Annotated in this window: 15 protein-coding genes and 2 pseudogenes; 3 read left to right on the forward strand and 14 right to left on the reverse strand. The window is 48.9% G+C overall.

Annotated elements, in window-relative coordinates; all coding sequences use genetic code 11:
- Positions 1 to 168: 168 nt before the first annotated feature.
- Complete coding sequence (mak, locus tag CRI63_RS04800) at positions 169 to 1,077, reverse strand: fructokinase (RefSeq protein ID WP_135518666.1); 909 nt, start codon at positions 1,075 to 1,077, stop codon at positions 169 to 171.
- Positions 1,078 to 1,201: 124 nt separating this feature from the next.
- On the opposite strand from mak, the gene rdgC reads away from it, so the two are divergent.
- Positions 1,202 to 2,113 carry a recombination-associated protein RdgC gene (gene rdgC / locus CRI63_RS04805; RefSeq protein WP_130206205.1) on the forward strand — a complete coding sequence of 304 codons (912 nt, stop codon included), beginning with the start codon at positions 1,202 to 1,204 and terminating at the stop codon, positions 2,111 to 2,113.
- Between the two features lie 82 nt (positions 2,114 to 2,195).
- Here the strand turns inward: rdgC and CRI63_RS04810 are convergent, their stop codons facing one another.
- The 8 genes and pseudogenes from CRI63_RS04810 to CRI63_RS04840 form a co-directional block, all read right to left on the reverse strand.
- Positions 2,196 to 2,651: a hypothetical protein gene (locus tag CRI63_RS04810; protein ID WP_135518667.1), complete on the reverse strand. Its 456-nt coding sequence runs from the start codon at positions 2,649 to 2,651 to the stop codon at positions 2,196 to 2,198.
- Positions 2,648 to 3,298, reverse strand: a complete 651-nt coding sequence (locus CRI63_RS24220) for a DUF2773 domain-containing protein (RefSeq protein WP_240782717.1) — start codon at positions 3,296 to 3,298, stop codon at positions 2,648 to 2,650. Before CRI63_RS24220 ends, CRI63_RS04810 begins: the two co-directional genes overlap by 4 nt.
- On the reverse strand, positions 3,258 to 4,814 hold the full coding sequence (locus tag CRI63_RS04815) for a hypothetical protein (protein ID WP_240782718.1): 1,557 nt from the start codon (positions 4,812 to 4,814) through the stop codon (positions 3,258 to 3,260). Before CRI63_RS04815 ends, CRI63_RS24220 begins: the two co-directional genes overlap by 41 nt.
- Before the next feature lie 259 nt (positions 4,815 to 5,073).
- Complete coding sequence (ppnP, locus tag CRI63_RS04820) at positions 5,074 to 5,358, reverse strand: pyrimidine/purine nucleoside phosphorylase (RefSeq protein WP_064527100.1); 285 nt, start codon at positions 5,356 to 5,358, stop codon at positions 5,074 to 5,076.
- 71 nt (positions 5,359 to 5,429) lie between these two features.
- Positions 5,430 to 6,106: pseudogene (locus tag CRI63_RS04825) on the reverse strand (AroM family protein).
- 254 nt (positions 6,107 to 6,360) lie between these two features.
- Positions 6,361 to 6,552, reverse strand: coding sequence for a protein YaiA (gene yaiA / locus CRI63_RS04830; protein ID WP_130206195.1), 192 nt, complete (start codon positions 6,550 to 6,552; stop codon positions 6,361 to 6,363).
- A gap of 28 nt (positions 6,553 to 6,580) precedes the next feature.
- Positions 6,581 to 7,126 (reverse strand): shikimate kinase AroL, encoded by a 546-nt coding sequence (gene aroL / locus CRI63_RS04835; RefSeq protein WP_130223263.1) that lies wholly within the window; start codon positions 7,124 to 7,126, stop codon positions 6,581 to 6,583.
- A 182-nt stretch (positions 7,127 to 7,308) separates the two neighbouring features.
- On the reverse strand, positions 7,309 to 7,767 hold the full coding sequence (locus tag CRI63_RS04840) for a YaiI/YqxD family protein (RefSeq protein ID WP_130223265.1): 459 nt from the start codon (positions 7,765 to 7,767) through the stop codon (positions 7,309 to 7,311).
- Positions 7,768 to 7,886: 119 nt separating this feature from the next.
- Between CRI63_RS04840 and proC the strand changes: the two are divergent.
- Positions 7,887 to 8,697 (forward strand): annotated as a pseudogene (proC, locus tag CRI63_RS04845) (pyrroline-5-carboxylate reductase).
- Positions 8,698 to 8,713: 16 nt separating this feature from the next.
- Here the strand turns inward: proC and adrA are convergent.
- The 4 genes from adrA to iraP all read right to left on the reverse strand — a co-directional run bounded on the left by adrA (position 8,714) and on the right by iraP (position 12,145).
- Entirely contained in the window at positions 8,714 to 9,829 is a 1,116-nt protein-coding gene (gene adrA, locus CRI63_RS04850; protein ID WP_135404447.1) for a diguanylate cyclase AdrA, read from the reverse strand.
- Between the two features lie 100 nt (positions 9,830 to 9,929).
- Entirely contained in the window at positions 9,930 to 10,250 is a 321-nt protein-coding gene (gene psiF, locus CRI63_RS04855) for a phosphate starvation-inducible protein PsiF (RefSeq protein WP_130206185.1), read from the reverse strand.
- A 118-nt stretch (positions 10,251 to 10,368) separates the two neighbouring features.
- Positions 10,369 to 11,784 carry an alkaline phosphatase gene (phoA, locus tag CRI63_RS04860; RefSeq protein ID WP_130215400.1) on the reverse strand — a complete coding sequence of 472 codons (1,416 nt, stop codon included), beginning with the start codon at positions 11,782 to 11,784 and terminating at the stop codon, positions 10,369 to 10,371.
- 100 nt (positions 11,785 to 11,884) lie between these two features.
- The gene (iraP, locus tag CRI63_RS04865) at positions 11,885 to 12,145 is read right to left on the reverse strand and encodes an anti-adapter protein IraP (protein WP_064527081.1); all 261 of its coding nucleotides are present in this window, start codon (positions 12,143 to 12,145) and stop codon (positions 11,885 to 11,887) included.
- A 462-nt stretch (positions 12,146 to 12,607) separates the two neighbouring features.
- Between iraP and ddlA the strand changes: the two genes are divergently transcribed.
- Entirely contained in the window at positions 12,608 to 13,702 is a 1,095-nt protein-coding gene (gene ddlA, locus CRI63_RS04870) for a D-alanine--D-alanine ligase (protein ID WP_130215396.1), read from the forward strand.
- A gap of 204 nt (positions 13,703 to 13,906) precedes the next feature.
- Here the strand turns inward: ddlA and CRI63_RS04875 are convergent, their stop codons facing one another.
- The gene (locus tag CRI63_RS04875) at positions 13,907 to 14,119 is read right to left on the reverse strand and encodes a DUF2754 domain-containing protein (protein ID WP_130206179.1); all 213 of its coding nucleotides are present in this window, start codon (positions 14,117 to 14,119) and stop codon (positions 13,907 to 13,909) included.
- Positions 14,120 to 14,181: the final 62 nt, after the last annotated feature.

Consider the following 14,181-nt stretch of genomic DNA (forward strand, 5'->3'; position numbering starts at 1 on the left):
GCTCATTTTGTAGGCCTGATAAGACGCTGCAAGCGTCGCATCAGGCATCTGAGCACGGTGCCGGATGCGGCGCGAGCGCCTTATCCGCNCTACGGCTGCTTATTTTGTAGGCCTGATAAGACGCGACAAGCGTCGCATCAGGCATGATGCACCAGTTGCCTGGGTTTTTTACTCTTGTGACCATAACCATGCGGCGCCGCGTACGCCGCTCGAATCCCCATGCTTCGCCTTACGCACGGGCGTTTCACATTCGCCACCGAAGACAAATTGTTTAATCAGCGGTGGAACTGTTTGATATAAACGGTCAACATTGCTCATCCCTCCGCCCAGGACAATCACATCCGGGTCGAGAATATTCACCACATGCGCCAGCGACTTCGCCAGTCGTAGCTCATAACGACGTAATGCCAACTCAGCCACCGGATCGTTTTCTTCAACCAGGCGGATAATTTCACTGCCTTTCAGCGCATGTCCGCTCAAACGACGATAATCCGTCGCGAATCCCGTGCCCGAAATAAAGGTTTCAATACAACCTTGTTTACCGCAATAACAAGGGACTTCCTCGCGATAACGCAGTTCGTCTTCGTCCATCCACGGTAGCGGATTGTGTCCCCACTCGCCTGCCGTGCCATTGCCACCGATATGTGCCCGACCATTGAACGCCACGCCCGCGCCGCATCCCGTGCCGATAATCACAGCAAATACCGTCTGCGCTCCCGCTGCTGCGCCATCTACCGCTTCCGAAACCGCCAGACAGTTGGCGTCATTTGCCAGCCGCACTTCCCGCTGCAACCGCGCGCTTAAGTCTTTATCGAATGGCTGACCGTTAAGCCAGGTTGAATTGGCATTTTTCACCACTCCGGTGTAAGGCGAAATCGAGCCTGGGATCCCCATCCCCACTGTTCCACGCTGCCCTGTCGCCTGCTCCGCCATCTCTACCAACGTGGCGATCGTTTCTATGGTCTGCCGGTAATCATCACGCGGCGTGGGCAGACGATGACGGTACAACTGCTCCCCTGCATCGCCCAGTGCAATCACTTCAGTTTTGGTGCCGCCTAAATCGATACCTATACGCACGGTACTCTCCTTATTTTTTTCAATATCAATAGCGTAGAGACGGACAACCGGATTGGCAATGCAAGGCCGCCGACAATTCGTTATCATGCCCGCTAAATTTAACGACAAGGCCGTGGAAATTATCATGCTGTGGTTCAAAAATTTAATGGTTTACCGTCTTAGCCGCGAGATTTCGCTGCGTGCAGAAGAGATGGAAAAACAGCTAGCCTCGATGGCATTTACCCCATGCGGCAGCCAGGATATGGCGAAGATGGGCTGGGTTCCTCCGATGGGATCGCACAGCGATGCGTTAACGCACGTTGCCAATGGTCAAATTGTTATCTGCGCGCGCAAAGAAGAAAAAATCCTCCCGTCTCCGGTCATTAAACAGGCGCTGGAAGCGAAAATCGCCAAACTGGAAGCTGAGCAAGCACGTAAGCTGAAGAAAACCGAAAAAGATTCGCTGAAAGATGAAGTGTTGCACTCTCTGCTGCCTCGCGCCTTCAGCCGTTTCAGCCAAACCATGATGTGGATCGACACGGTGAACGGTTTGATCATGGTGGACTGCGCCAGCGCCAAAAAAGCGGAAGATACGCTGGCACTGCTGCGTAAAAGCCTGGGGTCGTTACCGGTTGTGCCATTGAGCATGGAAAACCCGATTGAACTGACGCTGACCGAATGGGTACGCTCCGGTAGCGCGGCACAGGGCTTCCAGCTGCTTGATGAAGCCGAGCTGAAATCGCTGCTGGAAGATGGCGGCGTGATCCGCGCGAAGAAACAAGATCTGACCAGCGAAGAGATCACCAATCACATTGAAGCCGGAAAAGTGGTGACTAAACTGGCGCTCGACTGGCAGCAGCGCGTTCAGTTTGTGATGTGCGACGATGGTTCGCTCAAGCGCCTGAAGTTCTGCGACGAACTGCGCGATCAAAACGAAGACATCGACCGCGAAGATTTTGCCCAGCGCTTTGACGCCGATTTCATCCTGATGACCGGCGAACTGGCAGCGTTAATTCAAAACCTGATCGAAGGATTGGGTGGCGAAGCGCAACGTTAATAGCTGGTTTGCCTTCAATGCCGGATGCGACGCCTCGGTGCGTCTTATCCGGCGTACGAAGCCATGCCAGGCATTAATCTAATCATTCGCTACGTCGGGTAATGATTTTTAACGCTGCAATATTGTGTGTTTTACGCCGTAACTGATCTAACCGCCTCGTCCCGATTCGCCTGTCGGCAGCACGCAGAATATTCACTAACCCCCATTTATCGCTGGCAAACTGTTTCGTTAACAGCTCCGCTTTTGGGGTATCAATATATTCACGCAATAAATCAGAAATTGAACAAATATCCGTCAGGTAAGGATACCAGCAAGTTTCGCCGTGAAAATTTCGCACCCCATGATCACCCGCGACAAAATCTTTTGGGTAATCCCAGATAACATCTTGATCCAGAGTGATCCAGTAACGCGGCAAATCGGTGCTTCCACCATTTTGGCTGCGCATTGGATAACGGGTACAGTGAATTTGCAGATTGATGGTCGGCGTCAGTAAATCATAGATTTCCCGCTGTAATTTACTCCAGGGCCGTGACCTCATTTTAATTCCTCAAGCTTATTGCGCGCTTCACTGCGAATTTGCCGTGTCGATCCGGTTTTAACTAATTCACGTAATTGTTGTGGATCCGGATGATCGGCAAATAACAGTAATGACGGATCCTCTTTTAACCACGCCGTTTTCACCTCAGCAGGCAGTTGCGGATTGGCAATCGCTCCCTGACGATCCTGCGGTGTAACCAATGCTGTGAATGCGGAAGTCGGCGTATGCGCATTAATCAACGCCGTTTTACGTAATTGTTCATGCCGACTTTGCAGTAATGCCAGCCAAAACTCGTCATCAGGCTTATCTGTCAGCTTATCCAGCTCGATTAAAATAACGCTATCATCATCATTCCAGCGACGTAATCCTCTATCACACTGCCTACGATTACTATTTGTCATGTCTGTAACAGACAGCGCCCAGTCAGCATTAAAGCGATATTGCTTATCAAGACGGGTAATAATCTCTGAGGGTAAATCATTTTTATCAAATAACTGATTGCGCATCCGGTAACGATATTCAGCCGGTAAATCAGGCAGCAAATCGATGGCGTCATTGAGCATTGCTTCATCTACCATGCCATTATCAATCAGTTCCAGTTGTATATCATACGCCTGCTCCTGATCTTCTTGCCGTTTGCTCATCATTAATTGCAATGTGCGCTGCCACAATTTTTTTCTTATATTCCAACGGCAGCAGTTTATCGTGTGCTAATTCATTCCAGACAGCGGGGTTATCATGATGTGTCAGGAGATAGTTAATCACTTCAGTTGACGTCAGATAACGCGCACCTTCACGTAAATATTGTATATCTTCTTTTGCCAGCGACAGTTGGCGCGCTTCAGGTAAAGCAATAAATAATGCCATCACGATATTTTTATGGTCTTTATTATCGAGATACATTTGATCTGCAATACGTTCAATATCGGGAATACTCATGTTTGCAGAAAGTCGCGTAACTTTGAGTTCCGCAAGGGCATGAGCTACGGCTTCACGGACCTTAAGTGATTGATCGTTACTCAGCGCCACGGCTTGTCGTGTAGTCAAATCGGCACCAGCAATTCGTTCGCGTAGTTCATCATCATCGCTATTTATCAGCTCATCCACTACGGATGCTGGCGCCAGCCACGCGTAATCGTACTGGCTGACTAACGTCTTACGCACAATCGGAAACGGACTCTGACTTAATAGGGCAATGATTTCCGGAGAAAGATTATCCTGTCTGGCCTGCTCGAGTTGGACGCTCTCGACAGGCGTCGACATTAATTTTTCATTCACTTCTGGTGAAATATCGCTGTTTTTAATCAGTCCTTTCGCCACTGCCTGGTCTTTAATAAAAGGTGCGGTGAGTAAATGCATTTGCCTGGCGGGCCAACGCTGCGCCATATATTCTCGTGTCTGGTCATCAGGATGCTGTAGCAATTGCAGCATAACATCGGTTGGCAGACTCTCCATGCGAGTCAGAAAACGCGCCACCAGCGGATCTTCATGCTTAACGTTGCCTGCCGCAAATTTTTCGACCTTGCCCTGTTCAATCCACTGCAATTTTTCACTTAACCCCGATACAGGTTTATCGCGAAACAACGGCAATCCCTGGACAATACTGGCCGCTACGCTGTCATAATCAGGATAGGCATTTAAAACATTGTCGGTTTCAATTTCAGTAATCCCATAGAGATCGGGCTCAAACAGCGAATACGCTTTTCGAATATTCGCATCCCAGTCATAATTTTCATTGCTGGTATCTTCGTTGATATAAAACTCAGCGTTATTAACCTCAAATTGCGTCGCCTTGTCTGAAACAATAATTCCGCGAGCCGTAATACCTTTCATTACTTCAAAGTTATGATCATTATAATCAGCATAGACTAAACCTTTCGCTTGCATCTCACCTTTGACGTATGCGAAATCATGATTAATAAAGTTATCGACAATCACATTGCCCAACACAATGAGTTGACCATCACCTGCCGAATAATCATCATAATCACCATTAATGGTTAAATTCCCCTTGATTACCAGGGTATGCTTATTACTAAAATTACTGGGTATTGATAAATCTCCATTATGATAATACCAACGAATGTTATTTTTAAGCATATAAGAGGCTTCCATACTATCATCGGTTTCCTCTTTAACTCCATTACGTTCTTCTGCGGTCATGATATGGAAATCTGACTTAATAAGATCATCGCTAGTGATCCACTCAGCAGCGTAAACATTTTTCGGTGGCAATAAATACAACCATACAGATGATCAATATTTTTATTTTATTCATAATCTTCACTGATATTAATATCAACCTTGATAGATTATGAATATATCGAAAATAGAAAAATTAGCAGCAACGGAGATTTTATTATTCGTGAAATAAGGAATATTTCAGAAAAATGCCCTCCCATTCAGACGGGAAGGCGCGATATTACAGATAGCGGCACAGATAGGAGGTCGGTTCGGCAACTTGCAGATGGAACTCGCTGTGGCCTGGAACATTAAATACTTCACCAGCTTCATACACGCGCCAGTCGGTAGCGCCAGGCAGCAAAACATTCAGCGCCCCGCTGACCACCGTCATCTCTTCGGGTTCCGCAGTACTGAACGTGTATTCACCTTCAACCATCACACCGACGCTGGCGCGGCCAGTATCGCTGCTGGTAAAGCCGATCGATTTCACTTTTCCGGAAAAGTATTCGTTACTTTGAAGCATAAACTGGCCCTGTCAGGTGGTTTAACATCTTCTTCACTATAGGGGCCAAAGGTGCTAACTGTCACGTAAAATTACACCAGCAATTCCGCCGCCAGCCTTGCAATCAATACGTTAGAGAGCAAAACAGGTACATCGAGCTTTTTTTGCAGTAAATCGCGATGACGCTGATTAAATCCTAAACAATCCAGCATGATGACATCCGCCCCATTCGCCAGCAATTCTTTCCCGGCATCAACGATTTTCTGCTCAGAATCGTGAATGGGATTTCCCAGCGAAAATAGTGGTGTTCTCTGCAAAATTTGCCATTTTTGCGCCTGAACGGCCAAAAGCTCTTCTACTGGTACAATAACACCGACCTGGTGACCTTCAACAATGGAGGAAACCAGCGGTGGGAGAATGCGCAAAGGCTCGAGGAAGATCGTATTTCGCGCTGTCATATTGCTAATGTTGGCCGTACTCATTAGCAAAATAACGTCATAATCCTGATTATCGAGTACCTCAATCACGCTTTGTAGATCACGCTCCATTTTACGGCGTGAAACGTGGGCCAGCTGGTTGTCATTTAATAATGTAAGAATAGTTTCTTCGCCTGCTTCTGGCGCATACTCCGCCATCACCTCTTCGCGGCTTAATTTCCCCAGCAGGCTATGATGGGAAATATTGTTTTCGTCAATGTACTCCGTCAGAAGCGGCAAACTTCATGCATTGGTACAATGCCGATGGTCAGAATCGCCAACGACGCGCTCATTGTCTTCCACCTTTCTTTTTCGTCGTTAATTACCGGGCAAATACTAAGCACCACAGCGGGCGCTTGCCGATGCTACAAATGCAAAAAAAGCGTAGCAGCAGACGCGCACGGCATAATGTAAAGATTCCCAATAGTTCCAGTAATGGATTGTTATTGTTTAATATTCTAATTATTTGAAAAACATGAATTGTGAAAAGTGTGATGCAGGTCCGTTGTAATAGCACTCAGAGTCCCTTCCGAGCAGTCTGATGCGGTCACTCTTTATCAGGATCCTCATAGCGTTTTTTAGCATCCATCGCCTCCTGGGCCGTAGGATGTTCGCTGATCAAAGAGTCTGGTTTGGGATGATCGGCTCGCAGCTGATACCAGGTCACAGTCTGTCCTTGCTGGCCTTTTTCTACCGTAACAATTCTGGCTTCTCGGGGATAAGGCGGTTTCGTTGGCATTGTTCTTCCTTATTTCACGGGATGAACATTAAGTATAGGTGCCAGGACAATGACAGTTTGCCGTTTGTGCCAAAGCGGTTCGAATTTCAGAGATCACCTGACTGGGTTCGTTGTTAGCATCGACGATAATATGCGCAACTTCACGATATAATGCATCGCGTTCTTCCAGCACTTCCTGAACTTCTTCACTTAACGGTTTTCCTGTGAGTGTTGGCCGTAAATCCTCTTCTGGCGCTGCTTGCAGACGATTTACCAGCACTGACACCGGCGCGCACAAGTAAACCACAATCCCGTTATTACGCATGTAGTGGCGATTAAATTCCGTCAGAATAATACCGCCGCCCGTCGCGATAACGGTGGATGGTGCAGTTACTGCTTCCAGAGCGGCGCTCTCCCTCGCGCGAAATCCTGCCCACTCTTCCCTTTCGACGATCTCTGCTACCGTCATATTGAGTTGTGATTGCAACCATTGGTCGGTATCAACAAACCGACAGTTGAGCGAATCGGCAAGGGCCATTCCGACCGTTGTTTTACCACAGCCCCGAGGCCCGATCAGAAAAAGAGGTTGTGTCATCGTGGGTTTTCCCCAAAAGGTCGCAATGCGGCGAAAGCCGGTTTCGTAAGAATAACGATCATACCATCAAACTAGTACAATTTCGATTGTAAAGAAATAATTCCACTTAAGGAGTGAACTTCAATACATTCCTTACTATAACAAGAAATGATTAAGAAAGAAGTGTAAATAATAAATTACATTTACGAACGGTTACGCTGAACTTCCAGCCACCATTTTTCAAGTTCAGCCGCAAATGCCTGGCGGTCACGTTGCGAAAGGCTATCTGGCCCTCCGGTCTGGATCCCGCTGGCTCTAAGGGTATCCATAAAATCGCGCATCGTCAGACGTTCACGAATAGTCGCAGGTGTGTACCGTTCGCCACGCGGATTAAGCGCTGCCGCACCTTTCTCGATGGCTTCAGCTGCCAAAGGAATATCTGCGGTTATCACCAAATCGCCCGCCTCACACTGACGTACAATTTCATTATCGGCCACGTCAAAACCTGCCGCGACGCGCAGCGTGCGAATAAACCGCGATGGCGGCACGCGTAAACTCTGATTTGCCACCAACACCAGCGGCATCTGCATACGTTCTGCCGCGCGATACAGAATCTCTTTAATTACATTGGGACACGCATCGGCGTCCACCCATATTGTCATAAGGCTATCCTCTGTTGGGTAATCTTCTATTGTGTCGCGCTTTTGCCTTCCGGCATAGTTCTGTTTATGCTTCTGACCAGGCGCTTTTCAAAATAATGAATTCACGGCAGGAGTGTGCAATGGAAAAGAAAATCGGTTTTATTGGCTGCGGCAATATGGGAAAAGCCATTCTCGGCGGTCTGATTGCCAGCGGTCAGGTCCTTCCAGGGCAAATCTGGGTGTATACCCCCTCCCCGGATAAAGTTGCCGCCTTACATGAACAGTTTGGTATCAACGCCGCAGAATCGGCACAGGAAGTGGCGCAAATTACCGATATCGTCTTTGCTGCCGTCAAACCGGGCATCATGATTAAAGTCCTTAGCGAAATCACTTCCAGTCTGAATAAAGACTCTCTGGTGGTTTCTATCGCCGCGGGCGTTACGCTCGACCAACTTGCCCGGGCGCTGGGTCACGACCGGAAAATTATCCGCGCCATGCCGAATACCCCCGCGTTGGTCAACGCCGGGATGACATCCGTAACGCCAAACGCGTTGGTCACTCCTGAAGATACTGCCGATGTGCTGAATATTTTCCGCTGCTTTGGCGAGGCGGAAGTCATTGCTGAGCCGATGATCCACCCAGTGGTTGGCGTGAGCGGTTCTTCACCAGCCTATGTCTTTATGTTTATCGAAGCGATGGCCGACGCCGCCGTGCTGGGCGGGATGCCACGCGCGCAAGCCTACAAGTTTGCCGCCCAGGCGGTAATGGGCTCCGCGAAAATGGTGCTGGAAACCGGCGAACATCCGGGCGCCTTGAAAGATATGGTCTGCTCACCAGGAGGCACAACCATTGAAGCGGTACGCGTTCTGGAAGAGAAAGGATTCCGTTCCGCGGTAATCGAAGCGATGACGAAGTGTATGGAAAATATCAGAAAAACTTAGCAAGTCCTGATGACTCTCACCGGACGTCAGGCCGCCACTTCAGTACGGTTACGTCCGGCTCTCTTTGCTTTGTAGAGCGCCATATCAGCCGATTTCAGCCACTCACGGTAGTGACTCATTTGCGGATTCAGCGGCGCGATACCGACGCTTATCCGTAATATCACCTGCGGCGTATTTGGCAGGCGTAATGCATTTAATCCTTCATGCACACGTAACATAGCGGTAATGGCGTTTTCGGCTGGCGTACCTGACATAATTACCGCAAATTCATCACCACCAAAACGACCAATCACATCGCTGCCACGCAGGGTAATTTGTAACTGTCGGGTAAGGGCAACGATGGCTTCATCACCCACATCGTGACCCCATGTATCGTTGATACTCTTAAAATGGTCGATATCAATAATCAATAGCGTCGCATCGCGATTGTGTCGGCGACAGTTATCAAACTCATTACGTAGCATGATTTCCCAGTGACGCCGGTTGTAAACGCCCGTCATGCCGTCGCGGGTACTCATGACCTGCAATCGTCGTTTATGTTCAGCCAGTTTGGTCGCTGTCTGGTAGCTAACCCAGCCAAACAGCAGAGGATAAATGACGATAATGGGAAGGGAGAGCCACCATTCCAGCGGCGCACTCTTGAGCGACACAGTGATCCCCGTGAGTTCGAGTGTGACAAGGCAGGAAACGACCATCAACACCAAACCGGCGACAAACAGACGGGGGCCGCCTGCCCCCATCAAATTCAGGCACATAATCATCAGCATTGCGATCGAAGGCAGCACGTTTACGCCCATCACGCCTACCCACATACCGGCTAACACTGCATCAGTTTTTAAGTTGTATATTTCCCGGCCAAGCGGATCAACGGCCCTGCTAGCCAACTGCCAGGCTAAATGCGGCCAGACAAATGCCCAGCCAACCAACACCAGCCACCACCAGCCTGACAGCGGGTGCGAAACCAACGTCGAGGCGATTGGTAAGAACATCCCAGCCAGTCCTACCGCCCGCGGTAGTCTGACGCGACGGGCGAAGCGCAGCCCGGATCGCTGATGTTCGTTTTGAGGAGTTATTGGTGGTATCTCCCCGTGTGCCGCCGCTTTTTTGTAAAAATTTTCATCATTCATTATTTTTGGGAACATTCAGAAACAATTTTCCCAAATTATAGAGATGGGGCGAAAGGCGGGAGTATGATATTTCGGGTGAGCCATTTTCTTAACTCACCCGTTAGCACTATAGGTATTACGCGGCTTTCTTGAGGCAGGTACTCATAAACTTATTACGATCATCACCTTTCAGAGATTGCTGCGTCGCCTGACTATTACATTCGCGCATCTTCTGCTGCTGCGGTGTCAAACTCTTTTCACCAGGCGCAGATTTGCTGTTCTTCAGGCAATCACTCATGTATGTCTTACGGGCATCCCCTTTCAACGCCTGCGCTGTCGCCTGTTGATTACAGGAGGTCATACGCTGTTGTTGTGGGGTTAACGTTCTCTCGGCAGCGCCGACAGTGGTTAAAAAAACCAGGCCGAATAGCAGGGTAACCAGTAATGTTATTTTCATAGCACCATCCCTCTTCACATTTTAACCAGGAGCGTTTGCGCCCTTGATCTGCTTTTAAGTCTGGTTGCTAACAGCAAAAAAACCACCCGACAGCCAAAATTAGCCGCCGGGTTCGGTGTTATTTCAGCCCCAGTGCAGCTTTCATGGTGTAGAAGAGATCGGTCTGATCGGTCAAACCAACCACATTCGCAGCCTGCGGACCATATGCAGCAATACGCAACTGGCTACCGGTATGCTCTTGTGAATCCTCTTCGGAATTCCCGTAACTCATCACCATCACTGCGCCATCTTTGGTGTTTAACGCCTGAGTCAGACCCGGCGCTTTGGTATCTGGCGCGACAATCTGGCTGGCGTGGGCGTGGTCAGCGGTGACCACCACCAGTGTGTTGCCATCCTTTTTGGCAAATTCCAGCGCCCGCTGTACGGCTTCATCGAGATCGACCGTCTCGCCAATTTGGCCACAAGGATTCGCGGCGTGATCCTGTTTATCGATCGACGCACCTTCAACTTGCAGGAAGAATCCTTTCTCATTTTTGCTCAGTAGTTCAATGGCTTTATCGGTCATCTGCGCCAGCGTAGGCACACTGTCATTGCGTTGCGGATTCGGGGTACAGGTGACTGCGGGCTTATCGATATTACCGTGGTACGTTGCTTTCGGTCCTTGCCAGCGCACTGGCATATTGCCGTCAGCAAACAGCCCAAGCAGGGGTTTTTGCTGGTTCGCTTCCGTCACCGCATTCAGCGATGCGGTATCGCTGACTAACTGATAACCACGCGCCTGTGCCTGTTCACGCAGCGTTTTTCCCTGCCATTCACCGGCGGTTGCCGTTTCAGCAAAAGTTTTTGCGCCGCCGCCAAGCGTAACATCGGCACGGGCGTTAAGCAGTTGTTCAGTAATCGATCCTTTTCCACCTTTTTCCAGCGCGTTGCTCGGGCATTTTTCGCTGGTAACGCTCGGGCCATAGCATTTGCGCGAGGTCACATGCGCCACTAGCGCGGCGGGAGTGGCATCCTGTATTTCAGCCGTTGAAACGTTGCCGGTCGCCAGCCCTGCGGCTTTTGCCAATTCCAGAATCGTTGGATGATCTTTTTCATGAATATCGACACCCAGCGCGCCGTTATACGTTTTGACGCCAGTTGACCAGGCCGTTGCTGACGCTGCGGAGTCGGTCACGTAGTCTGGTTTTCCGGTTTTTTTATCCAGCGCATAATGGGTGTATTGTCCGGTAAGCGGCAAGGCATCGATCCCTTTAAAAAAACCGCCCGCGCCTTCAGCATAATTGCGTGCGGCAGTGATTTCCGAATCCCCCATCCCATCACCAATCAATAAAATAATATTTTTCGCGGGTTTATCGCTAAGAGAATCGCGTAAGGCAGCGGTCTGATCGCTCGTTAATCGGCGAGCGCCGCCAGGCGCGGTAATATCCCCCTGTGCCGCCCGGTTTTCCAGAATTGGCATCTCTGGGGTCCGGGCTTTAGTAACAGGGGTAAACAGTAACGGCAAGAGAGCCAGCGCAATAGTGCTTTGTTTCACTTTATTTTCTCCATGTACAAATACATTAAAAAATAAAAACAAAGCGACTATAAGTCTCTGGCATGACAGCATTATGACAACGGTTGGAGGGCTTAACTTTTTACTGACGAGGATGCCTCAATAACTTCTTTACGTAATCGCGCAGCAGCTCCGTATCGTCATCAGGAATGCTGGCATCGGGCTTTACCGAGTATAGCGCCCCTTCAACCTGATCAATCAACCGCTGTTGGTCATTTTGCGCCATATTGCGAAGCATCGCAGTAACGATAATCTCTAGTGCTTCGACCTGCGCACACAATTCTTTCGACTCCTCTTCCTTTTGGGCAAGCTTAAATAACAACTCAGCAATGAGATTTTTCATATCTGTATTTCCTTATCCAAAGTATGGAGAAGTTAACATTATGTTTCACAACTGCATAGAGTCTTGATGTAGTATTTTTATGACAGAGGAAATAATTTTAGCAAATATTTTTTTCACATTTATCAGCGAAACGTTTCTCTATTTTTAAATAATTCCACACATAAAATATAGGTATACAATTATTAATGTTTTTTATAATAAAAAGTTATGGAATATATCCTCTTGGTTAACTTATTATTACGTATAATAACCATCCGGGCAGCAATTCACACCAGGAATAAATTAGTTTCCCGTTCATCATTTTTGTGATCTTACGCACATAATTTAGTCAGCGATGAATCTTCCCCCGCAAGCTGCACGGTTTATCAGCAGAAGATTGCAACAAACTGTCAGAAGGCCGCGAATCCCCCGTTTTGTCGTGGTAATGTATGCTCTTTGTGTTCTACGGGATAGGTTTTTAAGATGGAAAAACTGCGGGTAGGAATCGTTTTTGGTGGAAAGTCAGCAGAACATGAAGTGTCTCTGCAATCGGCAAAAAACATTGTCGATGCCATTGATAAAAGTCGCTTTGACGTTGTGCTGCTGGGCATTGATAAACAAGGGCAATGGCACGTCAGCGATGCCAGCAATTATTTGCTGAACGCAGACGATCCTGCCCATATTGCGCTGCGCCCTTCGGCCACCAGTCTCGCGCAGGTGCCGGGTAAACATGAACAGCAACTTATTGATGCGCAGAACGGCCAGCCGTTGCCGACGGTGGATGTCATTTTCCCAATTGTCCACGGTACGTTGGGTGAAGATGGTTCCTTGCAGGGAATGCTGCGGGTCGCCAATCTACCGTTTGTCGGTTCCGATGTTCTGGCTTCTGCTGCATGCATGGATAAAGACGTCACCAAACGTCTGCTGCGTGACGCTGGATTGAACATCGCGCCATTTATTACCCTGACACGCGCCAATCGCCACAAAATCAGCTTCGCCGAAGTGAAGTCTAAACTTGGGTTGCCGCTGTTTGTAAAACCAGCTAATCAGGGTTCCTCTGTTGGCGTCAGCAAAGTGACCAGCGAAGAGCAGTATGCCCTTGCTGTCGATCTGGCGTTCGAATTCGATCACAAGGTGATCGTTGAGCAAGGGATCAAAGGTCGTGAGATCGAATGTGCGGTTCTGGGTAATGACAATCCGCAAGCCAGTACCTGTGGCGAGATCGTACTGACCAGCGATTTCTACGCCTACGACACCAAGTACATTGACGAAGATGGCGCGAAAGTGGTGGTTCCGGCGGACATCGCGCCGGAAATCAACGATAAAATTCGGGCGATTGCCGTTCAGGCTTACCAGGCGTTGGGATGTGCTGGCATGGCGCGTGTAGACGTCTTTTTAACGCCGGAAAACGAGGTGGTGATCAACGAGATCAACACGCTGCCAGGCTTTACCAACATCAGTATGTATCCGAAGCTGTGGCAAGCCAGTGGCCTGGGCTACACCGACCTGATCACGCGTTTGATTGAGCTGGCGCTGGAGCGTCACGCAGCGGATAACGCATTGAAAACCACCATGTGATTTTTGGATGCCCAATAACTTTTTGTTGGGCATTTCAGGCTGATGGCAAACGTAAGATTGCCTGATGCGCTTCGCTTACCAGGCCTACCAGATAATTGCAATATACTGATTTTGCACGATTTTGTAGACAGGACAAGGCGTTTACGCCGCATCCGGCATAAACAACGAGCACTTTGCCAGCACTCCAGAACGCCCAATCTTCTGTTATTGGGCGTTTTCAGTATCGTCATCGCGACGACGAATAATCAGCCCCGCCAGCCAGAAACTCATCACCCACGTCACCAGACCGACGGCATAGGTCTGCCAACCTTTAGCTTCAAACCCCAGCAACCCCACTACGCCATTAAGAATGAATATAAGGCCAATGGCGAACGCATAGTAATGCCAGTCGCGGCGGATTTTTACAGGCAGATTCATGGCAGCTCCGTTAACGAAAAACAACATCCTTGCATATTCTGCAACATCCGTCTGTGGTGTAG

The sequence above is a fragment of the Escherichia sp. E2661 genome, assembly GCF_004745185.1.
Classification (GTDB): domain Bacteria; phylum Pseudomonadota; class Gammaproteobacteria; order Enterobacterales; family Enterobacteriaceae; genus Escherichia.